The 22081-nt window shown below is 72.3% G+C and carries 21 protein-coding genes and 1 pseudogene; 7 read left to right on the top strand and 15 right to left on the bottom strand.

The genetic code is table 11. From position 1 onward, the window contains the following. Window positions 1-31: 31 nt before the first annotated feature. The 5 genes from ACLQ3B_RS16440 to ACLQ3B_RS16420 form a co-directional block, all read right to left on the bottom strand. Window positions 32-1963: an NADH-quinone oxidoreductase subunit L gene (locus tag ACLQ3B_RS16440; protein ID WP_425781580.1), complete on the bottom strand. Its 1932-nt coding sequence runs from the start codon at window positions 1961-1963 to the stop codon at window positions 32-34. Next, complete coding sequence (nuoK, locus tag ACLQ3B_RS16435; protein ID WP_425781578.1) at window positions 1960-2322, bottom strand: NADH-quinone oxidoreductase subunit NuoK; 363 nt, start codon at window positions 2320-2322, stop codon at window positions 1960-1962. Before nuoK ends, ACLQ3B_RS16440 begins: the two co-directional genes overlap by 4 nt. Next, a complete protein-coding gene (locus ACLQ3B_RS16430) occupies window positions 2319-2879 on the bottom strand; it encodes an NADH-quinone oxidoreductase subunit J family protein (RefSeq protein WP_425781576.1) in 561 nt (186 codons plus the stop codon). Before ACLQ3B_RS16430 ends, nuoK begins: the two co-directional genes overlap by 4 nt. Window positions 2880-2904: 25 nt before the next feature. After that, window positions 2905-3510, bottom strand: coding sequence for a NuoI/complex I 23 kDa subunit family protein (locus ACLQ3B_RS16425; RefSeq protein ID WP_425781575.1), 606 nt, complete (start codon window positions 3508-3510; stop codon window positions 2905-2907). A gap of 70 nt (window positions 3511-3580) precedes the next feature. Beyond that, entirely contained in the window at window positions 3581-4009 is a 429-nt protein-coding gene (locus ACLQ3B_RS16420; protein WP_425781573.1) for an ester cyclase, read from the bottom strand. 81 nt (window positions 4010-4090) lie between these two features. Here ACLQ3B_RS16420 and ACLQ3B_RS16415 point away from each other — a divergent pair, with 81 nt between their 5' ends. Then, complete coding sequence (locus tag ACLQ3B_RS16415) at window positions 4091-5110, top strand: glutathione S-transferase family protein (protein WP_425781572.1); 1020 nt, start codon at window positions 4091-4093, stop codon at window positions 5108-5110. A 136-nt stretch (window positions 5111-5246) separates the two neighbouring features. On the opposite strand, the gene ACLQ3B_RS16410 is transcribed toward ACLQ3B_RS16415, so the two are convergent. Together ACLQ3B_RS16410 and ACLQ3B_RS16405 are read right to left on the bottom strand one after the other, a co-directional pair. Further along, complete coding sequence (locus ACLQ3B_RS16410) at window positions 5247-6209, bottom strand: complex I subunit 1/NuoH family protein (protein ID WP_425781570.1); 963 nt, start codon at window positions 6207-6209, stop codon at window positions 5247-5249. 476 nt (window positions 6210-6685) lie between these two features. Next, window positions 6686-7282, bottom strand: a pseudogene (locus ACLQ3B_RS16405) (NADH-quinone oxidoreductase subunit C); the annotation flags it as partial. A 105-nt stretch (window positions 7283-7387) separates the two neighbouring features. On the opposite strand from ACLQ3B_RS16405, the gene ACLQ3B_RS16400 reads away from it, so the two are divergent. Beyond that, window positions 7388-8434 carry a glucose 1-dehydrogenase gene (locus ACLQ3B_RS16400; protein WP_425781568.1) on the top strand — a complete coding sequence of 349 codons (1047 nt, stop codon included), beginning with the start codon at window positions 7388-7390 and terminating at the stop codon, window positions 8432-8434. Between the two features lie 16 nt (window positions 8435-8450). Here the strand turns inward: ACLQ3B_RS16400 and ACLQ3B_RS16395 are convergent, their stop codons facing one another. Together ACLQ3B_RS16395 and ACLQ3B_RS16390 are read right to left on the bottom strand one after the other, a co-directional pair. Continuing rightward, the gene (locus tag ACLQ3B_RS16395) at window positions 8451-9767 is read right to left on the bottom strand and encodes a DUF2252 domain-containing protein (protein WP_425781566.1); all 1317 of its coding nucleotides are present in this window, start codon (window positions 9765-9767) and stop codon (window positions 8451-8453) included. Between the two features lie 51 nt (window positions 9768-9818). Next, a complete protein-coding gene (locus ACLQ3B_RS16390) occupies window positions 9819-10400 on the bottom strand; it encodes an NADH-quinone oxidoreductase subunit B (protein ID WP_196929437.1) in 582 nt (193 codons plus the stop codon). Between the two features lie 560 nt (window positions 10401-10960). On the opposite strand from ACLQ3B_RS16390, the gene ACLQ3B_RS16385 reads away from it, so the two are divergent. The 3 genes from ACLQ3B_RS16385 (at window position 10961) to ACLQ3B_RS16375 (ending at window position 13187) form a co-directional block, all read left to right on the top strand. Then, the gene (locus ACLQ3B_RS16385) at window positions 10961-11245 is read left to right on the top strand and encodes a hypothetical protein (RefSeq protein ID WP_425781565.1); all 285 of its coding nucleotides are present in this window, start codon (window positions 10961-10963) and stop codon (window positions 11243-11245) included. Between the two features lie 186 nt (window positions 11246-11431). Continuing rightward, entirely contained in the window at window positions 11432-11992 is a 561-nt protein-coding gene (locus tag ACLQ3B_RS16380) for an RNA polymerase sigma factor (protein WP_425781563.1), read from the top strand. Then, window positions 11985-13187 carry a hypothetical protein gene (locus ACLQ3B_RS16375; protein ID WP_425781561.1) on the top strand — a complete coding sequence of 401 codons (1203 nt, stop codon included), beginning with the start codon at window positions 11985-11987 and terminating at the stop codon, window positions 13185-13187. Before ACLQ3B_RS16380 ends, ACLQ3B_RS16375 begins: the two co-directional genes overlap by 8 nt. A 60-nt stretch (window positions 13188-13247) precedes the next feature. Here the strand turns inward: ACLQ3B_RS16375 and ACLQ3B_RS16370 are convergent, their stop codons facing one another. The 3 genes from ACLQ3B_RS16370 to ACLQ3B_RS16360 are packed head-to-tail and all read right to left on the bottom strand — an operon-like array spanning window position 13248 to window position 16501. Beyond that, a complete protein-coding gene (locus ACLQ3B_RS16370) occupies window positions 13248-14741 on the bottom strand; it encodes a pyridoxal phosphate-dependent decarboxylase family protein (RefSeq protein ID WP_425781559.1) in 1494 nt (497 codons plus the stop codon). Between the two features lie 27 nt (window positions 14742-14768). After that, the gene (locus tag ACLQ3B_RS16365) at window positions 14769-16154 is read right to left on the bottom strand and encodes an MFS transporter (protein WP_425781557.1); all 1386 of its coding nucleotides are present in this window, start codon (window positions 16152-16154) and stop codon (window positions 14769-14771) included. A gap of 32 nt (window positions 16155-16186) precedes the next feature. Further along, window positions 16187-16501 (bottom strand): MGMT family protein, encoded by a 315-nt coding sequence (locus ACLQ3B_RS16360; protein ID WP_425781555.1) that lies wholly within the window; start codon window positions 16499-16501, stop codon window positions 16187-16189. 13 nt (window positions 16502-16514) lie between these two features. On the opposite strand from ACLQ3B_RS16360, the gene proB reads away from it, so the two are divergent. Continuing rightward, the gene (gene proB / locus ACLQ3B_RS16355) at window positions 16515-17672 is read left to right on the top strand and encodes a glutamate 5-kinase (RefSeq protein WP_425781553.1); all 1158 of its coding nucleotides are present in this window, start codon (window positions 16515-16517) and stop codon (window positions 17670-17672) included. A 10-nt stretch (window positions 17673-17682) separates the two neighbouring features. Then, window positions 17683-18924 (top strand): glutamate-5-semialdehyde dehydrogenase, encoded by a 1242-nt coding sequence (locus ACLQ3B_RS16350; RefSeq protein WP_425781551.1) that lies wholly within the window; start codon window positions 17683-17685, stop codon window positions 18922-18924. On the opposite strand, the gene ACLQ3B_RS16345 is transcribed toward ACLQ3B_RS16350, so the two are convergent. The 3 genes from ACLQ3B_RS16345 to ACLQ3B_RS16335 form a co-directional block, all read right to left on the bottom strand. Then, window positions 18921-19757 carry a squalene--hopene cyclase gene (locus ACLQ3B_RS16345; RefSeq protein WP_425781549.1) on the bottom strand — a complete coding sequence of 279 codons (837 nt, stop codon included), beginning with the start codon at window positions 19755-19757 and terminating at the stop codon, window positions 18921-18923. The genes ACLQ3B_RS16350 and ACLQ3B_RS16345 overlap by 4 nt on opposite strands. A gap of 146 nt (window positions 19758-19903) precedes the next feature. Beyond that, the gene (gene moeZ, locus ACLQ3B_RS16340) at window positions 19904-21085 is read right to left on the bottom strand and encodes an adenylyltransferase/sulfurtransferase MoeZ (protein ID WP_425781547.1); all 1182 of its coding nucleotides are present in this window, start codon (window positions 21083-21085) and stop codon (window positions 19904-19906) included. A gap of 123 nt (window positions 21086-21208) precedes the next feature. Next, complete coding sequence (locus tag ACLQ3B_RS16335) at window positions 21209-21946, bottom strand: DUF3152 domain-containing protein (RefSeq protein WP_425781546.1); 738 nt, start codon at window positions 21944-21946, stop codon at window positions 21209-21211. Window positions 21947-22081: the final 135 nt, after the last annotated feature.

The raw sequence follows: 22081 nt of genomic DNA, 5'->3' as shown, positions 1-22081 counted from the left end.
GGGGCTCGCAAACCCGGCTCACTCCTCGCGCTCACCGGTTAACTCCGAGCAGGGCGGCGGCCAAGCCGATCAGCAGCGCGCCGGCCAGGACACCGGCGGCGGCTCGGGGCAGCGCCGCGCGGTGCAGCGCGGCCAGCCCCGTACCCAGACCGGAAGCGGCTCGCCCGCTGCCCTCGACCGCGCCGTCCACCACCACCTCGTCAGCGGTACGCGCGGCGCGGGCCAACGCGCGGACGGGGCGTACCACAAGTGTGTGCTGGGCGTCGTCGAGCCGGAACGCGCGGGCGAAGACCGGCCGCAGCGGACCCAGCGCCGCCGCCGGGTCGGCGGCCTGGTCGCGCCGCCAGCCCAGCGCCACCAGCGCGGCGCCGAGCAGCAGGAACGCGAGCGGCAGCAGCACCCCCGGCCCGAGGTGGACCAGACCGTCCTCGGAGCCCGCCACCGGGACGGTGGGAAACCGCAGGCGATCGGCGAACGCCCCGACGAACCCGACCAGACCGAGCAGCGCGGCAGGTACGGCCAGCAGCAACACCGGCCAGCGCAGCACCGCCGGCGGGTCGTGCGGCCGAAGCAGGGGCAGGCGCGCAGCGCCGAAGAAGGCGCGCAGCAGCAGCCGACCGGCGTACCAGGCGGTGATCGCCACGCCGACCAACCCGGCGATCCAGACGATCCAGCCCACCCAGGACGGGGCGGGACCGGTGCCCTCCAGCGCGGCCGACTCGGCGACCGTCAGTACGCCGTCCTTGCTCCAGAAACCGGCAAACGGTGGCACCCCGGCCAGCGCGCCCAGACCCACCACCGTGCACCAGAACGTCACAGGCATGCTGCGCCGCAGCCCGCCCATCTCCGACATCAGGGTGGTGCCGACGGCGTGGATCACCGCGCCGGCGGCGAGGAACAGCAGCGCCTTGAAGGCGGCATGGGTGAGCAGGTGGAACAGGGCCGCCGACGGTGAGCCGACCGCCAGCGCGCCGGTCATGTAGCCCAGTTGGGACACCGTCGACCAGGCCAGCACCCGCTTGATGTCGTCCTGGGCGGTGGCGGCGAGCGCGCCGAGCAGCAGCGTGATCGCCCCGAGCACCCCCAGCACTGTCAACGTCACAGGCGCGGCCGTGAACAGCGGGTACAGCCGGGCCACGGCGTACACCCCGGCGGCGACCATCGTCGCGGCATGGATCAGCGCGGAGATCGGGGTCGGGCCGGCCATCGCGTCCGGCAGCCAGGTGTGCAGCGGGAACTGCGCGCTCTTGCCGGCCACGCCGGCGAGCAGCAGCAGGCCGGCGGCCGTCAACGTCACACCGGAGTGGTCGTGGGCGAGCACGTCGGCGATCCGGAAGCTGCCCGTCGACACGCCCAGCAGCGCGATGCCGAGCAGGAACCCGACGTCACCGACCCGGGTCACCAGGAACGCCTTCATGGCGGCGGCGGGGGCGCCGGCCAGTCGGCGGTCGTGGGCGATCAGGAGGTACGAGCAGAGGCCCATCACCTCCCAGCCGACCAACAGCATGATCAGGTCGCCGGCGACCACCACCAGCAGCATGGCACCGGTGAAGATGCTGATCTGAGCGGCGTAGGGCGGGTAGCGATGGTCCACGTCGACGTCGTCGTGGGGACCGCGCCGCAGGTAGCCGATCGAGTAGACCTGCACGGCCAGGGCGACCACGGTGACCGCGACCGCGACGAGCGCGGCTGCCCCGTCCAGCCGTACGCCGAGGGTCACCGCCAGCCCGCCGATGTCGACCCAGGTGCTCGACGTCTCCGTCGGCCCGTCGACCGTGAGCAGCAGCGCGACGGCCAGCGCCAACGCGCCGGCCGCACCGGCGACCCCGAGCGCGACGGCCGCGCTGCGGGCCCGATCGCCGCCGGTCGCGCTGTTGCCCCGTGGGGCCGGTGGCAGCAGCAGACCGAGCAGCCCGGCGACCAGGGGTACGGCGGGCAGCAGCGCCCCGAGCAGCCCGGTCACCGGCCCGCCTCCGGGTCTCCGACGGCCGGCTCGCGCCCGCCGAGAGGACTCGACGGCTCGGTCAACGGCACGTCATCCACGGCGACTGTCGCCCGCAGCCGGTAGAGCTGGAGGACGATCGCCAGCCCCACCCCGATCTCGGCGGCGGCCAGAACGATGACGAAGAGGGCGAAGACCTGCCCCGAGTGCGGAAGCACGGCGCGGGCGGTGGTGTCCGCGGTGACCAGGATCAGGTTTACCGCGTTGAGCATCAACTCGACAGACATCAGCACCAGCACCGCGTTGCGGCGGCGCAACACGCCGTACACGCCGAGGCCGAACAGCAGCGCGGCGGTGACGTACGGGATGACCGGCCTCACCGGCGCCCCCCGGGCTCGCTGTCGACCAGGTCGCCTGCCGTGCGGTCGCGTTGCGGGGCGGCTCGGCCGATGTCCGGGCGGGACAGCACGATCGCGCCCACCAGGGCGGAGAGCAGCAGCACCGAGAGCACCTCGAACGGCAGCACCCAGGATTGGAAGATCTGCTCACCCAGCCGCTCGGCGGTGCCGGCGTGCGGCAGCGTGACGGTGCTCCAGCGGTACGCGTCGACAAGCAGGGCGGTCAGGCCCAGCCCGGCGCCGCCACCGATCAGAGCCGCCGGCCAGCCGGGCCGGTCCAGATCGTCGGAGGCGCCGATCGGAGCCCGGGTCAGCATCACCGCGAACAGCAACAGGACCACCACCGCGCCCACGTAGATCAACACCTGCACCCAGGCCACCAACTCGGCGCTGAGCACCAGGAAGTCACCTGCCAACGCGCCCAGGCACACCACCAGGTAGAGCCCGGCCCGGACCAGGTGCTTCGTGGTCACCACCAGCACGCCGGCGCCGACCGCCACCGCACCGAGGGCGAGCAGCAGCACATCCGCCCCGGTCACCGGGTCGCCCTTGCGGCTCGGGCGCTCACGACGCCGGGTCCTGGTCGGCGTCGGGGCGTACCGCCGGCGGAGCGGGACGTGCGGCGGCCGCCTTGCGCGCCGCGGAGGTCTCCTCCTTGGCCGGCTCGCCGTTCGGGTCGTGCGCGGGCGGCGGCGGAACCGTGGCCATCCACTGACCGAGGTGGTCCTTGTCGTGCAGCAGGTCCTTGATGTCGTACTCGGCGTACTCGAACTCCGGTGACCAGTAGAGCGCGTCGAACGGGCAGACCTCGATGCAGATGCCGCAGTACATGCAGAGCGAGAAGTCGATGTCGAACTTGTCGAGCACGTTGCGCTGGCGGGGGCGGGCGGCGCCGGGCACCGCCACCTCCTCCTTGTGCGAGTCGATGTAGATGCACCAGTCCGGACATTCACGGGCGCAGAGCATGCAGACCGTGCAGTTCTCCTCGGACAGGGCGATCACGCCACGCGAGCGGGGCGGCAGGTCGGGAGCCACATCTGGGTACTGCTGCGTGGTCGAACGGCTGGTCATCGTCTTGAGGGTGACCGCCAGCCCTTTCACCAGGCCCGCGCCGGGAAGGCCGCGTCCGCTGGCGTCATCGCGCTCGCTGGGGTCACTCATGTCGACCATCCTGCCCTGTGGCCACGGCGCGCGCGACCACCACCCACAGGTCGACGGCGGTACCGTGGTCGCGGGGGGATCACGCCCCGGGTCCGTTGACGACTGCCGGTGGGAGCATCTCGACGCCGAGCTGTTGCAGCAACTGGAACAGCTCGTTGCAGCTCCACACCTCGACGATCCGGCCCGCCACGTCGAAGCGCAGGAACGTCGCCCCCGAGTAGCTGACCACCTGCCCGGTCGGCGGCACCGGCCCGAACTGCCCGGCGTGGGTGCCGGCGGCCCGCCAGTGCACGGCCACCCGCTCGCCGGCCGCGACCACGTCGACGATCTTGTAGCGCAGGTCCGGGAAGGCCGCCCGGCGCTCACGGTGCCACGCCAGCGTCGCCTCCGGCCCGGTGCCGCCCAGCCCAGGGCACTCCTCGGCGACCAACTCGTACGCCGACTCCTCCCGGCGGGCATTCCACACATCGGCGATGAACCGCCGGGCCACCGCCTCCACATCCGTCATGCCGGCAGGGTATCCGGGACCACGGCGCGCCGTAGATCCGCGAGGATTGGGTAGAGACACTGACCAGACCGGGAGGGTGACGTGGGCGAGGAAAAAGGCGGCAAGTACGTCGAGCCGGGCAGCGAGTTCACCCGCGACCAGCGGTACATCGCCACCCGGATCACCGAGGACGGGCGCGACGGGTACCCGGTGGAGCCGGGCCGGTACCGGCTGGCGGTCAGCCGGGCCTGCCCGTGGGCCAACCGACTGATCATCGTGCGGCGGTTGCTCGGGCTGGAGGACGCCATCTCGATGGCGGTGGCCGGCCCGACCCACGACGCCCGGAGCTGGACCTTCGACCTCGACCCGGACGGCCGGGACCCGGTGCTCGGCATCGAGCGCATCCAGGAGGCGTACTTCAAGCGTTTCCCCGGCTACGAGCGCGGCATCACCGTGCCGGCGATCGTGGACGTGCCGACCGGGCAGGTGGTGACCAACGACTACGCGCAGATGAGCCTGGACCTGTCCACGCAGTGGAGGGCGTACCACCGCGAGGGCGCCCCGCAGCTCTACCCCGAGCACCTGCGGGAGCAGATCGACGAGGTCAACGCCGTGGTGTTCCGGGACGTCAACAACGGCGTCTACCGGTGCGGGTTCGCGGGCCACCAGGAGGCGTACGACAAGGCGTACCACCAGCTCTTCGACCGGCTGGACTGGCTCACCGAGCGGTTGACCGACCAGCGCTACCTGGTCGGCGACACCATCACCGAGGCCGACGTGCGGCTGTTCACCACGCTGGTCCGCTTCGATCCGGTCTACCACGGCCACTTCAAGTGCAACAGGCAGAAGCTGAGCGAGATGCCGGTGCTGTGGGCGTACGCCCGGGACCTGTTCCAGACTCCCGGTTTCGGCGACACCATCGACTTCGACCACATCAAGCGGCACTACTACGAGGTGCACCGCGACATCAACCCGACCGGGATCGTTCCGCTCGGCCCCGACCTGTCCAACTGGCTCACCCCGCACGGCCGGGAAGCGCTCGGTGGCCGCCCCTTCGGCGACGGCACCCCGCCCCCACCCCCAGCCGAGCCGGTAGACCCCGCCCACACCCCACTGCGCTGACCGGGCCGCCCTCGCCCAGCCCGTCGATCATGGAGTTGTGGTGGGTGACAAATCGGTGTTGTCCGCTACATTCCGGGCACCACAACTCCATGATCGACGCGAAGCAGGCGGGGCGGGGCCGGGTGGGGTGGGGCTGCTACAGGGCGATGCGGACGGCTGCGGTGAGGACCAGTTGCGCCAGGGACGCGGGCACGAGGACGAGCCAGCAGAGGCGTTGCAGTTGGTCCTCGCGGAGCCGGGGGTAGGACACCCGAAGCCAGATGATCACGAAGGAGACCGCGAAGATCTTGAGCAGCGTCCAGAGCCAGCCCAGCTGGTCGTCGGCGAACGGGCCCTGCCAACCACCCAGGAACAGCACAGTGGTCAACGCGGCGATCACCACGATGCCGACGTACTCGGCGAGCAGGAAGAACGCGAACCGCAGACCGGTGTACTCGGTCATGTAGCCGAAGACCAGCTCCGAGTCGGCCACCGGCATGTCGAACGGCGGCCGCCGGATCTCCGCCAGCCCGGCGACGAAGAAGATGATCATCGCGGGCGCCTGCCAGAGCAGCCACCACGGCTGCCACGCCTCGACGATGCCCGACAGGCTGAGCGTGCCGGCCGCCATCGCCACCGACGCGGCGGCCAGCACCAGCGGCAGCTCGTAACCGAGCAACTGGGCCGCCCCGCGCAGCCCGCCCAGCAGGCTGTACTTGTTGGCCGACGCCCACGCCGACATCAGCACCGCCACCACGCCGACGCCGACCACGGCCAGCACGAAGAAGAGGCCGATGTCCAACGGTTGCCCGACCAGGTCGTTCGGGCCGAGCGGGATCACCAGCAGCACCAGCAGGTAGGGCACCAGTGCCACCGCGGGCGCCAGCCGGAACACCGCCCGGTCCGCCTCGCGCGGCGTGATGTCCTCCTTCTGCACGAACTTGACCCCGTCGGCCACGAGTTGCGCCCAGCCGTGGAAGCCACCCGCGTACATCGGGCCGAGCCGGCCCTGCATGTGCGCCATCACCTTGTGCTCGGCCTGCCCGACAAGCAACGGCAGGGTGAGGAAGGCGACCAACACGCCGCCGATCCGGAGCAGCAGCTCCACCCAGAGCGGCATCAGGCCGTACCCCCGTCGTGGTCGCGCCGGCCATCGCGGCCCGGCGGGTCCGCGATCGGCTCGACGCCCGGTGCGGCCGGGTCGGCCGAGCCCGCACCGGGCCGGTCAGATGCGGTCGCGCCGGGCGCAGACTGATCGGCCGGGCCCGCGCCGGACGCAGGCTGGCCGGCCGGACCAACGCCGGGCGCAGGCTGATCGGCCGGACCAACGCCGGACGCAGGCTGATCGGCCGGACCAACGCCGGACGCAGGCTGATCGGCCGGACCAACGCCGGACGCAGGCTGGCCGGCCGGGCCCGCGCCGGGCGCAGGCTGGTCGGCCGGGCCAACGCCGGGCGTGGGCTGGTCGGCCGGGGTCGGGTCGTCGGCGGTGCCGGCAGGCCGGGGAGTACGCGCCGGACGGGCCCCCGGGGCGGGCCGCGCCGGACGCTCACGGGCCGGTCTGGCCGGGGTGCCGCCACGCGGGCCCTCCCCCACGCCACCGGCGCCGGCCGGGGTGGGCGTGGTCCCCCACTCGCCCGGAGCGGGAACGCCGGGCGGGCGGATCGGTCGACGCCCGCCGCCGGCCTCGGACTCGCCCGGCTCCTTCGCACCCGGCCAGGGCTTCGCCACCCGGGAAGCGAGCACGAACTCCTTACGCAGCGGGTGGCCCTCGAACTCCGGGGGCAGCAGCAGCGGCAGCAGTTCCCCGTGGCCGGCGAAGTCGATGCCGAACATCTCGTGCGTCTCCCGCTCGTGCCAGGCGGCACCGGGGTAGACGTCGACGACCGAGGCGACCGTGGGCGCGTCGCGCGGCAACCGGGTGCGCAGCAGCAGGCCGTGGCGCAGTCGCGTCGACCAGAGGTGCGCCACCACGTCGAAGCCCTCGGCCAACTCGTCGACGGCGGAGAGCCAGTCGAAGAAGTCGCAGGCCAACTCGGCGTCGTCACGGGCGGCGGACACCGCGGTCAGCCAACTCGTGGGCGGCACGTCGATGGTGGCCCGGGCGAACCGTTGCCCGCCGGAGACCGACGGGGTCGCCTCAACCGGCGCGAGCAGCGCGACCAGTCGAGCGCCGACCTCTTCGGGAGTCATGCCGCTGATCCTAGTGCCGGCCGGGCCCGCGCCTGGCCGCCGCCGATCACCGGCGATCTGCCGGCTTCGGGAGCGGCGTACGGCTCGGCGGGGAAAGATGAGGGCGTGCGCGCTGTGACGGTGAGACCCGGGGTCGCCAACTCGCTGAACCTCGTCGAGGATCAGCCGGAGCCGGCTGCCGAGGAGGGTTCTGTCCTGGTCGAGGCGCTGGCGGTGGGGATCTGCGGCACCGACCACGAGATCATCGCCGGGGATTACGGCGAGGCGCCGCCGGGTGCGGACCGCCTGGTCATCGGTCACGAGTCACTGGGTCGGGTGATCGAGGACTCCAGCGGCACCCTGCGACCCGGTGACCTGGTGGCCGGGATCGTCAGGTATCCCGACCCGGTGCCCTGCTCGAACTGCGCGGTCGGCGAGTGGGACATGTGCCGCAACGGCCAGTACACCGAACACGGCATCAAGGGACTGGCCGGGTTCGCCCGGGACCGCTGGCGGGTCGAGCCGCAGTTCGCGGTCGGGCTCGACCCGACGCTGGCCCAGGTCGGTGTGCTGCTGGAGCCGACGAGTGTGGTGGCGAAGGCGTGGGACCACATCGAACGGATCGGGCATCGGGGCGAGTGGCAGCCGCAGACCGTCCTGGTCACCGGGGCCGGGCCGATCGGGCTGCTGGCCGCGTTGCTCGGCACCCAGCGTGGGCTCACCGTCCACGTCCTGGACCGGAACACCGAGGGGCCGAAGCCGGAGCTGGTCGCCGGGCTCGGCGCCACCTACCACACGGTGCCGGTCAACGACCTGCCCTTCGAGCCGGACGTGGTGATCGAGTGCACCGGCGCGCCCACGGTGGTCCTCGACGTCATGTGCAAGGCCGCCCCGACCGGGATCGTCTGCCTGGCCGGGGTGTCCAGCGGTGGCCGGAGCATCGACTTCGACGCCGGGGCCCTCAACCGGGAGCTGGTGCTGGAGAACAACGTGGTGTTCGGCTCGGTGAACGCCAACCGCCGGCACTGGAACATGGCTGCGCAGGCGCTCGCCCGCGCCGACCAGGTCTGGCTCGAGTCGCTGATCACCCGACGGGTGCCGGTGAACCGGTACGCCGACGCGTACACCCCCGGGCCGGACGACATCAAGGTGGTGCTGGAGTTCGCGTCCTGAGCGACGCCGCACCCGATCAGATGCCCGGCAGTCGACCGTTGCGGAACAGGTCGACGAAGAGCTGATGGTCCTGGCGGGCGCGCACCCCGTACGCGTGCGCGAAGTCCACCAGGTGGGTGACGAAACCCGGCGCGTCGGTGTCCACCACCGCGACGATCGCCTCCTCGGTGGAGTAGTCCACCAGGTCGTGACTGGATTCGTCGTCGGCCACCGAGTGCATCCGGGCCACCGCCCGGCCAAGGTCGACGAGAACCCCGGTCAGTTCCTCCGGCTCGTTCACGTCCGACCAGTCCAGGTCGGCGGCGTACGGGGAGACCTCGGCGACCAGCTGACCGGCCCCGTTCAGCTCGGTGTAGCCCAACCACGGGTCGGCGTGCGCCTGCAACGCCCGCTGCGACTCGGCGGTCCGGTGCCCCTGGTGCTGGAAGTAGCCACGGACCGACTCGTCGGTGACGTACCGCGCCACGGCCGGCACCTGCGCCTGCTTCATGTAGATGACGACGTCGTTCTCCAGTGCCTGGGTGTGCCCCTCCAGCAGCAGGTTGTACGACGGCAGCCCGGCCGAGCCGATGCCCACCCCCTTGCGCAGCACCACGTCCTTGATCCGCGCCGCCACCGGCCGGAGCTGCGTCGACGCGGTTGGCAGGGTGCCCAGGTAGTCCAGGAAGGCGGCGCTGACCTGGCCCCGGGTGGCGTCGTCGATCTCGAAGACCCCGTCGCCGATGGAGAAGCGTCGCTCGTAGTTGTCGATGGTGGTCTGCGTCGCGAGCAGGTCGACGCGGGTGTTGAGCCGGGCCCGCTGGAGCACCCGGCGCAGCACCCCGTCGGCGTTTTCCAGGGTGATCGAGCCGATCGCGTCGTCACCGCCGGCGGCGATGGCCCGCAGCTCGGTCAGGTACGACCGGGCGAACCCGGCCACGAGTTCCCCGATCGCCGTGTCGGAGAGCGCCTTGCCGTAGCCGAGCAGCGCCACGCTGGCCGCGAGCCGGCGCAGGTCCCAGGTGAACGGCCCGACGTACGCCTCGTCGAAGTCGTTGACGTTGAACACCAGCTGCCCCGAGGCGTTCATGTAGGTGCCGAAGTTCTCCGCGTGCAGGTCACCGTGGATCCACACCCGGCTGGTCTGCTCGTTCAGGAACCGGTCGTCGGCGAAGTCGCCGAGCTGGTCGGCGTAGAACAGCGCGGCACTGCCCCGGTAGAAGGCGAACGGGGAAGCCGCCATCTTGCGGAACTTGCGGCGGAAGGCGGCCGGGTCGATCGCCATCGACGCGCCGAACTCCTCGGTGAGCACGTCGACGATGTGGGCGGACCGCTGGTCCGCTGAGCTGCTCATAGTGCGCAGGCTAGTGCGGCCGGTCCACAACGGGGTGGCGGCCCACCGCCATCAGTTCGCGGCGGGTGGGCGTACCGGTGGGGCGGTGAGCGAGTCCACCGAGCGTGGCGCGGCGGCCTCGCGGGGCGGGGCGTCCAGCGGCGCGGCCAGCACGTCCCGTTGCGGCACACCGCCGATGCCGGACTGCTCGGCGGCGATCTTCTCCTGAAGGCGCAGAATGCCGTGCAGCAGCGCCTCCGGCCGGGGCGGGCAGCCGGGCACGTACACGTCGACCGGGATGAGCTGGTCGACACCCTTGGTCACCGAGTACGAGTCCCAGTAGGGGCCGCCGCAGTTGGAGCAGGCGCCGAACGAGATGACGTACTTCGGCTCGGGCATCTGGTCGTAGAGCCGCTTGATCGCCGGGGCCATCTTGTCGGTCACCGTGCCGGAGACCACCATCAGGTCGGCCTGGCGGGGGCCGTGGGCGAACGGGATCACGCCGAGTCGGATGAAGTCGTGCCGACCCATGCTGGTGGCGATGAACTCGATGGCACAGCAGGCCAGCCCGAAGTTGAACACCCAGAGCGAGTAGCGGCGCCCCCAGTTCAGCACGAACCGGATCGGCTCGCCTAGCACTGCCGGCAGCTGCACGACCGTCTCCCTCCTGCCCCCGTCGAACAGTCAATCACAGCTGGGGCGGGTCCCCGTTGGGGCCGGTCACGATCCCGCTGGCGCGCAGAGCCCCGCCGCCTGTCACGCACCTGACAACCCGACCGGCGCAATGCCTGCAACCGTCCTCGGGCCCAACGAGTGTTCCTATTCGCAGCACCGCCACCGAAGCAGCGGTGGCGGCACTACGGGGAACGGGGAAACACAGATGACCAGAACCATCACCCGCCGGCTGGTGGCCGGTGTGCTGGGCGCGGGGATTGCGCTGACCGGTATGTCGGGGCCGGCGATCGCCGCCCCTGGCGACACGGCGGTCTCCGTCGGTCGGCTGGTGCTCGAGCCGACCGACCGGGGGTACGCGGGCAGCCTCTCGGTGACAGTCAACTACCGCGGCCACGACGCGTCGCACCTCAACCTGGCGGTCACCGAGCCGGTCCCTGGCGCCTTCGATGGGCTCGACCCCGCCGATCCCTGCATGTTCGGCGGGGCGCAGCCGGCGCGGACGATCTACTGCGGCGTGCCGGGCGGCGCGTTGCAACCGGGTGAGCGGCGGAAGGTGGATCACTCCGACGCTGCCGAGCGGGGTCGAGATCGGCGGCACCGAACCCGCAGACATCTGCACGGCGAGCTGCCCGGTGGCCGGCGGCAAGTTCATGCCCGGCGAGGAGCGGACGATAGCCCTGCTGATCTCGGCACCCGCCGAGGTGTCCCCCGGTGACCTCGGCACCGGTTCGGTGCAGCTGGGCGCCACCTTCGCCTGGGGCGGTCTGCTTCCCGACGTCGACCCGGCCGACAACGTCGCCACCTTCGCCATCACCGCCGGCTGACGAACGTTCTCGATCCAGGCGCGGCCGCAGGTGTTCCTGCGGCCGCGCACGCCCACCTCACCCGCCCGGCCTGGTGTCCCGGACCCGACAAGGGTCGGCATCGACTGAAGCGCAACCTGCCGGCGCGCCCGCTTGTGTGACCGGTGCCGGCGAACACAACGCCCGCAGCCGCCACGGGGAGGACGAGTGCTTGTGACACCAGATGTGCGGGTGGGCGGACGCCCGCCGGACCCACCGGGAACCGCTACCTCCACGCCGGCGGAGCTGGTCTTCGACGACTTCTACCACGCCCACTTTCGCGGCCTGGTGGTGCAGCTGACCGCCTACACGGGTGACCGTGGGCAGGCACAGGAGCTGGTTCAGGAGGCGTTCTGTCGAGCGTACGCCCGCTGGGACCGACTCGCCGGATACCAGGATCCCCTGGCCTGGGTCCGGAAGGTCGCCTGGAACCTCGGCCACAACCGTTGGCGGCGGCTGCGGACCGCCCAGCTGTGGCTGCTGCGGCAGCGGGAGACACACGTTGCGGAGCCGAGCCCGGATCGGGTCGCCGTCGACGCCGCGTTGGCGAAGTTGCCGCCGAAGCAGCGGCGGGCCGTCGTGCTGCACTACCTCGCCGACCTGACTGTCGCGGAGATCGCCGCCCAGGAACAGGTCGCCGAGGGGACTGTGAAGTCCTGGCTGCACCGGGGCCGGACCGCACTCGCCACCCACCTGCGCGACACCTTTGAGGAGGTGCGGGATGTCTGAGCAGGAGACCCTTGACTTCGCTGAAGACTTCGCCCGTTACCGCCGTACCGTGCTGGCGGAGGTCGAGGCGCCGGGACCCGCCGCCGTTCGACGGACGGTACGAGCCCGCAGCCGACGTCGGCTGGCTGCCAGCGCCACGACGGCGCTCGCCCTGTTCGGCGGGTCGGCCGTCGGGTACGCGGCGTTGAGCGGCCCGGACCACCGGCCCGGTCCGGTCGACCCGACGCCGAGCATCTCGGTGTCACCGACGCCGACGCCGCCGAGTCCAACCCCCAGCCCTTCCGCGACCAGCGCCAGCCCGACCGCAGCCGTGCCGGACGGCCGGTTCAGCCGGGCCCAACTGCTGGGGGTGCCGGTGACCGTGCCGGCGTGGCGGGCCGGACCGGACTGCCCGACGTCGCCGACGCGGCTCACCGCCGAGGGCCGGGAGGGCCAGAACTGGCTCGTGGCGCTCGACCACGGCGACCTCGACGGCGACGGTGCGGTGGAGACGGTGGCGCTCGTGCAGTGCGTGCTCGGCACCCGCGGGCCGATGCAGGTGGTCGCCTTCGACCGCGACGGCGAAGGCAAGGTGGTGACGCTCGGCCGGGTGGTCGCGACCACCATCGACAAGCCGCAGTGGCTGTTCGCGCTGGATGTCGTGAGCGACGGCACGGTCCGCGTACAGGTGGGTGACATCGCTCCCGGCGGTGGCTGGCCCGGCGAGTGGTCCCAGCGGCAGTGGCGGGGCTACCGCTGGAAGGGCGAATCCTTCGCCCAGGTCTCCGGGCCGACGGCCTTCGGCCAGAATCCGCACTCGGCGGACGTCTCGGTCACCGCCACCGACCTCGTGCTGACCACTGCTGACGACGGCTCCCGAACGGGTACGACCACCGTGCGGATACGTAACCGGGGCACCAAGCCGGTCGAGTACGTGGACCTGCAGCTGGACGTACCCGCGGCGGTGCGTCCGGACGTCGACGGATGGGCCCCGTGTCGAGGCGAGCCCCAGCACTCACGCCAGCCGGTGGCCTGCAACCTTGGTCGGCTGGCAGCGGGGGCGGAGGTGCGGCTGGACCTCAGCTTCCGGGTGGCCGAGGGGGTCGCGCTGGGCACGGGGAAGGCCGACGTGAGTGTCTGGCCGGTGGGCGCCGGATTCCGCAATTTGTTGGAGACGAACGAAGCCGACAACCGTGTGCTGATGACCTACCGCTGAGGATCCGGTCGCCGGCCGCGACGTACGCCACGGGGGCGTACGTCGCGGCCGGCGCTCCGGTCACCAGGTGGGACGTTGCAGCAGGCCGACGAACTCGACAAGCAGGCGTTCCCGCAGCGCCGGCGGCGCGGCGTCGAGCAGCGTGTTCACCACCGCCATCCGCTCCGGCAGCGGCGCGCCATCGGGCTCGCCACCCATGCCCAGCCCGGCGGCCAGGCCCGCGACCAGCTCCGGGGTCAGCGCGTCCGGGGTCAGGGACGTGGCCAGCGCCGTCAACTCGGGCGGAAGGGCGACCGGACCGGCCGCGTGGGCCGCGGTCACCGCGTCGGCCAGGTCCGGCCCGAACTCGGCGACCCGGGGCGCGACCGCGGCGGTCACCGTGAGGTGCACGCTGGCGGGCAGACCGGCGTACGAGAGCTGGGGTTGGGTGTGCCAGCCCCGGGCGGTCAGCTCGTCGACCAGGACGAACAGGTCGGGGCCACCCTCGGTGGCGGTGAAGCAGACCACAGTCGACTCCGGCTCGGCCATCAGCCGCAACCCGTCGACGGCACGGACCGCGTCGGCCAGGCCGGCGACCGCGTCCCGGGTGACGGCGGCGAGCCGCAGGTAACCGTCGTCGCCGATGTGCCGCACGGTGGCGTACGCGGCGGCGATCGGCCCGCCGGAGCGGGTGGACGCGATCACCGGGTTGATCATCGTGTAGCCGGGCCAGTCGGCGTACGCGAAGTACTGCGGGGCGCGCAGGGTGGCGTCGCGGTGCAGCAGCACCGACACCCCCTTCGGCGCGTACGCGTACTTGTGCAGGTCGACCGAGATGGAGGTGACCCCGGGCACCGCGAAGTCGAACGCCGGCACCGGCTCCCCGAGGCGGCGCAGGTACGGCAGGGTCCAGCCGCCGAAGCAGGCGTCCACGTGGCAGCGCACCCCGGCCTCGGCCGCGACGGCCGCGATCTCCGCGACCGGGTCCACCACCCCGTGCGCGTACGACGGCGCGGAGCAGGCGACCAGCACCGTCTCCGGGCGGATCGCGGCGGCCATCGCGGCCGGGTCGGGACGCAGCGTGTCCGGGGAGACCGGTACGACGTCCAGCACCACCCGCAGGTAGTGCGCCGCCTTGGCGAATGCCGCGTGTGCGCTCGACGGCACCAGGATCCGGGGTTCGGCGATCTCCGGGTGGGCGTCCCGGGCCGCCTTGACGGCGAGGATCAGCGACTCGGTGCCGCCGCTTGTGACACTGCCGACGACGTCCGGGGCGGTGGTGCCCGGGCCGGCGCCCAGCACCCGGCCGGCGGCGCCGACGAGCGCGTTCTCCATGGCCAGCAGGGACGGGAACGCGGTCGGGTCCAACCCGTTGACGTGCGCGCTCTCCCGGTGGGCGGCGGCGGCCAACTCGTCCAGCCCCGGCACCGCCGGGTCGTAGACGTACGCGAACAGCCGTCCCCCGTGGGTGGGCCGGTCCGCGCCCCGCAACTGCCGAACCTCGGCAAGAACCCGTTCGGCGGGAACCCCGGCGGCGGAAAGCGCCCCAGCCTCAACCCTGCTCTCGTCGATCATGGAGTCATGGTGCCCTTCTCGTGACGGTCAACGGCTTTCGTCCCCCAGCACAACTCCATGATCGACCCGGTCGCTGTGGGCGGTGAGGGTGTACTGGCGGAGCAGGAGGATCGGCGGGGCGATCAGCAGGGCCGGGATCAGCGTGAAGCCGAGCAGGACACCCAGCCTCGCCGTGTCGGACTGGGCCGCCGCCGAGCCGGTGTCGGAGGACACGTAGCCGGACAGCTGGAGCACCAGTCCGTAGATGCCCGGGCCGAGCGCCAGGCCGAAGGTCTCCCCGGCGGTCCACAGCCCGGTGAAGACGCCGGCCTGCCGTCGACCGGTGCGCGCCGTCTCGTGCGCGATGCAGTCCGGCAACATCGCCAGCGCGAAGACCTGCTGCCCGGCGTACCCCACGCCGATCAACGCGACCACGAGATAGACGGCGACGGGCGGCAGCAGCGGCGCGGCGACCAGGGCGAACGCGCCGACGGCGAGGATCAGTGAGGCGACCACCAGCGCGGTCCGCTTGCCCAGCCGGGCACCGACCCGGGTCCAGATCGGCATCACCAGCAGCGCCGGCCCGACGAAGCAGACGAAGAGCAGGGTCGGCCCGCTGTCCTGGTCGCGCAGGATCTGCCCCGCGAAGTAGTTGACCCCGGCCAGGATCGTGGCCACCCCGGCGGACTGCACCACGAAGCAGATCAGCAGCGCCCGGAACGGGCGGTTGGCGCCGGCCACTGCCAGTTGGGCGCGCAGGGTCGGCTCGCTCTCGCCCACCGTGCCGGTCGGCGCGGAACGGGTGCCCAGGAACGCGCCGAGGGCGCCGAGGGCGATCAGCACCGCCACGAACAGGCCCATCCAGCGGTGCCCGGCCACGCCGTCACCACCGGCGCTCACCACAAGCGGCGCGACCGCGCCGGAGACCAGGATGGCCAGCGCCAGCACCGCGATCCGCCAGGTCATCAACCGGGTGCGCTCGGCGTAGTCGCCGGTCAGCTCCGCCGGCATCGCCACGTACGGCACCTGGAAGAAGGCGAACGCGGTGGCGGTGGCGAGGAAGGCGAGGGCCACGTACGCCACGGCTGCCGGACCGTTACCGAAGGGCGCGGCGAAGATCGACGCGAACAGCACGGCGAGCGCGAGACCGGCGACGAGCAGGTACGGCCGGCGGGCGCCCCACCGCGACCGGGTGCGGTCGGAGATCCGCCCGGCGACCGGGTTGACCAACACGTCCCATGCCTTGGGCAGCAGCACCAGCAGGGCGGCCACCCCGGCGGCCACGCCCAGGGTGTCGGTCAGGTACGGCAACAGCAGCAGACCGGGCACCGTTCCGAACGCTCCGGTCGCCAGTGAGCCGAGCGCGTAGCCGGCGTGCACCGATCGGGGCAGCGAGCCGGTGGCTGACGTGCCGGCGCCCGGCGGCGTTTTCATGGGGCCGAATGTTACTCACGTTAGGGCGGCGGTCACATCCCCTCATCAGGCGACCAGCCCGCCGCCGCGACGTCCACACCCTCGCCCCGCAGCGGCACTCCCTCGGCCCGCAGTCGGGCCCGCGCCTCCCGCTCGTGCCCCGGCGGCAGTCGACCACTCGCCGTCACCACCCGATGCCACGGCACCGAGCCTCCGTGCCGGGCCATGATGTTGCCGACCAACCGGGCCGAGGCACGTCCCGAACGCTCGGACAGCGCGTCGGCCACGCCGCCGTACGACATGACCCGGCCCTCCGGGATCCGCTCGACCAGATCGAGCACCGCCTCGACGTACTCGTCAGGAGTCACAATCCGCCACCATATGGGAACGCCGCCGGGAGGTGCGCCCGCGACCACGCAGAATGGTCGGGTGCGCGACGCAGTCACGACGGCCCGGCGGGTCGTCGTCAAGATCGGGTCCTCCTCGTTGACCACCGCCACCGGCGGGCTGGCCGACGAGCGCGTCGACACGCTCGTCGACACCCTCGGCCGACTCACCGCCGAAGGGCGCGAGGTCGTGCTGGTGTCCTCCGGCGCCATCGCCGCCGGGCTCGCCCCGCTCGGGCTGCCCCGACGCCCGCGCGACCTGGCCACCCAACAGGCCGCCGCCAGCGTCGGGCAGGGGCTACTGATCGGCCGGTACGCGTCCAGCTTCGCCCGGCACGGCCGCACCGTGGGGCAGGTGCTGCTCACCGTCGACGACGTGACCCGGCGAGCGCACTACCGCAACGCGTACCGGACGCTGCGCAAGCTGCTCGACCTGCGGGCGGTGCCGATCGTCAACGAGAACGACACGGTGGCCACCCAGGAGATCCGGTTCGGCGACAACGATCGGCTGGCCGCCCTGGTGGCCGCGCTTGTGCACGCCGACCTGCTGGTGCTCCTCTCCGACGTGGACGCGCTCTGGACCGGCGACCCCACCAATCCGCACTCGACCCGGATCACCGAGGTTCGCGACGACGCGGACCTCGCCGGCATCACCATCGGCGGGGCCGGCCGTTCCGGCGTCGGCACCGGCGGCATGGTCACCAAGGTCGAGGCCGCCCGGATCGCCACCGGCTTCGGGATCCCGGTGGTGCTCACCGCCGCCGACCTGGCCGCGCCCGCGCTGGCCGGCGAACCGGTCGGCACGCTCTTCCACCCGCAGCGGCAACGCCCGACGGCCCGGCTGTTCTGGCTGGCCCACGCCACCTCGCCCCGGGGGCGGCTGCACCTCGACCCGGGCGCGGTCGCCGCAGTCGTCGGGCGGCGCAAGTCGCTGCTCCCGGCCGGCATCACCGCCGTGGACGGCACGTTCACCGCCGGCGACCCGGTGGACCTGGTGGACACCGCCGGCGCATCGGTCGCCCGAGGGCTTGTCAACTACGACGCGGTGGAGCTGCCTGGGCTGCTCGGCCGCTCCACGTCCGAACTCGCCGCGGCGCTCGGCCCGGCGTACGAACGAGAGGTCGTCCACCGCGACGACCTGGTGCTGCTCTAAGGAGTTAATGATGAGCGTGACCGAGCAGGCGCGACGGGCGCGGGACGCCGCAGCGGAGTTGGCAGTGGCCACGCGTACGGTCAAGGACGCCGCGCTTGTGGCGATGGCCGACGCGCTTGTGACGCGTACCCCGGAGATCCTGGCCGCGAACGAGACGGACCTGGCGGCCGGCCGCGAGGCCGGACTGAGCGCGGCCGTGCTGGACCGGCTCGCGCTCGACGCGGGTCGGGTGGCCGGCATCGCCGACGCGCTGCGCGAGATGGCCGCGTTGCCCGACCCGGTCGGCGAGGTGGTCCGCGGGTCCACCCTGCCCAATGGCCTGGAGCTGCGTCAGATCCGGGTGCCGTTCGGGGTGGTCGGCATCATCTACGAGGCGCGGCCCAACGTGACGGTGGACGCCGCCGGCATCTGCCTCAAGTCCGGCAACGCGGCGCTGCTGCGCGGGTCGTCGTCGGCCACGCACTCGAACGCCGCGCTGGTCGCGGTGCTGCGCGACGCGATCGCCGGCGCCGGTCTGCCCGCCGACGCGGTGCAGTTGCTCGACGCCAGCTCCCGTGACTCGGTCAAGGAGCTGATGCGCGCCCGGGGTCTCGTCGACGTGCTCATTCCGCGCGGCGGCGCGTCGCTGATCCGCACAGTGGTCGAGGAGTCGACAGTGCCGGTGATCGAGACCGGGGTGGGCAACTGCCACGTGTACGTCGACGCCGCCGCCGACCTGGCGAAGGCCCTCGCGGTGACGCTGAACGCCAAGACGCAACGCCTCTCCACCTGCAACACGGCCGAGTCGCTGCTGGTGCACGCGGGCATCGCCGACGCGTTCCTGCCGCCGGTGCTGGCCGCGTTCGCCGAGGCGGGGGTGACCGTGCACGGCTCGCCCGAGGTGGCCGCCCACTCCGCCGCCGTGGTCCCGGCCACCGAGGAGGACTACGCCACCGAGTACCTGTCCGCCGACATCTCGGTGGCGGTGGTCGACTCGCTGGACGCGGCGGTCGCGCACATCCGCCGCTTCGGCACCGGGCACACCGAGGCGATCCTCACCGACTCGGCGAGCGCGGCCCGCGACTTCGTCGCGAGGGTCGACGCGGCGGCGGTGATGGTGAACGCGTCGACCCGGTTCACCGACGGGGGCGAGTTCGGCTTCGGCGCGGAGATCGGCATCTCCACCCAGAAACTGCACGCCCGTGGCCCGATGGGCCTGCCCGAGCTGACCAGCACCAAGTACGTGGTGACCGGCGACGGCCACCTGCGCTAAGCGGGCGGGGCGGGGCGGGCCGCCCGGATCGCGGCCAGCGTGGCGTGCACGTCGAACTGGTGGCCGTCGTCGCTCTCCCAGCCGCCGTCGCTGCGCTGGGTCTCGGTCAGCCGGCGCAGAGCCCGCACCATGATCCAGTCCTGCGGGTCGACACCGGCGCGGCGCAGCGTGGCCGCCAGCCACGCCACGTCCCCCGGTGACATCTTCGGCATCCGCTCGGCGAGCACCACCTGGATCCGCGCCGACTCCTGGAACATCTCCTGCCGGTGCAGCACGGCCGCGCTCAGCCAGCCCGCGGCGAGGAACGACGGCCAGCTACCGTCCGGGCGCAGCCGCGCGGCGAGCGAGTGAGCCGCCGCCTGCACCACCCCGGCGTACGCCCCGCCGACCCGATGGTCGAGCGGACCCGAGGCCCGGGCGTCCAGGCCGGCGACGGTGAGCCAGAAGGCGGCGTTGGCCGACACGAGGAACGCGGCCTCCGGGTCGCCGGGCCGGGCCCATTCCGGTGCCGACTCGGCGAGCGACGCGTCCTCTTCCCAACCGCCGTCGGCCTGCTGCCGGGACGCCAGCCAGTCCAGTGCGCGGCGGGCGGCGGGACGGCCGAGCCCGCCCAGGTCGTCCAACTCGACGAGCCGGAAGCAGGTGGCGTCGATCGAGGCGACCTCGCCGCCCCAGGTGGCCGGCCAACCGCCGTCGGGTGACTGGCCGACCTCGGCCATCTCCAGCAACTCGGCGGGCACGGCGGTGCCGTTGCGGAGCCAGGAGAGGCGGGCGCGCTCCACCGCATCCCCATGCGCCACGACGAACCCGATCGCGGCTTCCAAGTCGACCACGGCGGAGACGCTACCTGCGCAGACGCGATGCCGCCTCGGAGAATCGGCCAGCCCGAAATGGCTGCGTCGCTCCGGCCGGAGGGCCGCACGGCGTCATCTGCGTCGATTTGCCGGGGCGGCCGTGTGGGCCACCCCGGCGCGATCGGTCAGTACGCGGGCAGCGACGGGTCGATCTGCTTGATCCAGGACAGCACGCCGCCCTGCACGTGCACGGCATCCTTGAATCCGGCCGCCTTGAGCGCGGCGAGCGCCTCCGCCGAGCGGACGCCGGACTTGCAGTGCAGCACGATCTGCCGGTCCTGCGGCAGCTTCGCGAGGGCCTCACCGGAGATGATGTCGCCCTTGGGGATCAGGGTGGCGCCGGGGATCCGGACGATCTCGTACTCGGCCGGCTCGCGTACGTCGACGAGGAAGATGTCCTTGCCGGCGTCCTGCCACTCCTTGAGCTCCAGTGCGGTGATGGTCGAGTCGAGCGTCGCCTCCTGGGCCTCCTCGGAGACCGCGCCGCAGAAGTCCTCGTAGTCTTCCAGCAGGTCGGTGACCGTCGGGTTGTCGCCGCAGAGCGCGCAGTTCGGGTCCTTGCGGACCTTGATCTTGCGGTATTCCATCTCCAGGGCGTCGTAGACCATCAGGCGGCCGACCAACGGCTCCCCGATGCCGGTGAGCAGCTTGATCGCCTCGTTCACCTGGATCGACCCGATGGACGCGCAGAGCACACCGAGCACGCCACCCTCGGCGCAGGAGGGGACCATGCCGGGCGGCGGCGGCTCCGGGTAGAGGCAGCGGTAGCAGGGGCCGTGCTCGGCCCAGAACACCGACGCCTGGCCGTCGAAGCGGTAGATCGAGCCCCAGACGTACGGCTTACCCAGCAGCACCGCAGCGTCGTTCACCATGTAGCGGGTGGCGAAGTTGTCGGTGCCGTCGACGATCAGGTCGTACTGGGCGAAGATCTCACGGACGTTCTCGCGGTCCAGCGCGGTGTTGTGGATCTCCACGTTGACCAGGGGGTTGATCTCGCGGATCGACGCGGCGGCGGACTCGGCCTTGGACCGGCCGATGTCGGAGACGCCGTGGATGACCTGGCGCTGGAGGTTCGACTCGTCGACGGTGTCGAAATCGATGATGCCGAGCGTGCCGACACCGGCCGCGGCGAGGTACAACAGGGCGGGCGACCCGAGGCCACCGGCACCGACACAGAGCACCCGGGCGTTCTTCAGCCGCTTCTGGCCGGTCACCCCGACGTCCGGAATGATCAGGTGACGTGAGTAGCGGCGGATCTCGTCTACGGTCAGCTCGGCGGCGGGCTCGACGAGCGGGGGCAACGACACGGTGGACTCCCCGGGATCGGCGGTGTGAACCGCGCCATTGTTGCTCGCGGGAGCCCCGCTCGGCCATGAGGGATGACACGTGGTCCGGTATGCGGGAGCGGGAATAACCGACGACCCGGCCGATCAGGGGACGATGTCCCCCGCGTAGCGACGGCCGTCGAGGTAGGGCCAGGCGTTGGCGACGCAGCCGTGCAGGCCGTACGTCTGCTGTTGCATCACCGGGGCGGGCTCCCCCGGGCCGGGGCACGCCTCGTGTTCCTCGCCGAACTCGTGACCCACCTCGTGGTTGACGACGTAGGTCCGGTAGGTGTCCAGCGAAGCGCCGTAGTCGGGGACCGCCTCCATCCAGCGGGCCAGGTTGATGATCACCTGGCCGGGCAGGCGGCAGGAGGTGTAGCGCTCGGTGGTCAACCCGCCCTCGGCGCACATCCGCTCGGACGTGACCGGGGTGGCCAGGTAGATGGTGAAGTCGGCGGCGCCGGCGTCGGCCACCCGTTGCACCCGCAGCTCGTCGGACGCGATCCAACTGCGCGGGTCGGCCAGCACCTCGTCCACCGTGGCGGCGAACACGGCGGCATCCTGGCCGGCGCCGCGCTCGACGACGACCCGGTAACGGCGCAGCGGCCCGTCCGTGCCGTGCACGGGTGTCTCGCCGTCGGCCGCGGTGAAGCGTCCCGCTCCGACCGACGGGTAGCTGGTGGGCGCCGGGTGCGCGGCCACCCCACCTCCGTAGCCCATTCCGCCCTGGGTGGTGGCCGGCGGCTCGGCTGACGGCTCGTCGCCCCGGCTCACCGTCACGCCGATGCCGGCGGCGAGCACGAGCAGGCCGAGCAGCATGCTGCGGCGACGACGCCTGTGCATCCGAACGAACGCGGGACGCGCACCCCGGAAGGCCGACCGGTGGCCGGGCGGCCGGGGCGGGCCGTAAGGGGACGACGGCGTCATGGCAGCAAGCCTGCCAGATTATTCGGGCATTTCTCCGTTTTTATCGCTATT

This window comes from Micromonospora sp. DT53 (assembly GCF_049841535.1).
GTDB lineage: Bacteria > Actinomycetota > Actinomycetes > Mycobacteriales > Micromonosporaceae > Micromonospora.
The sequence above is the reverse complement of the archived record's forward strand: the minus strand, read 5'-3'. Positions and strand labels throughout refer to the sequence as shown.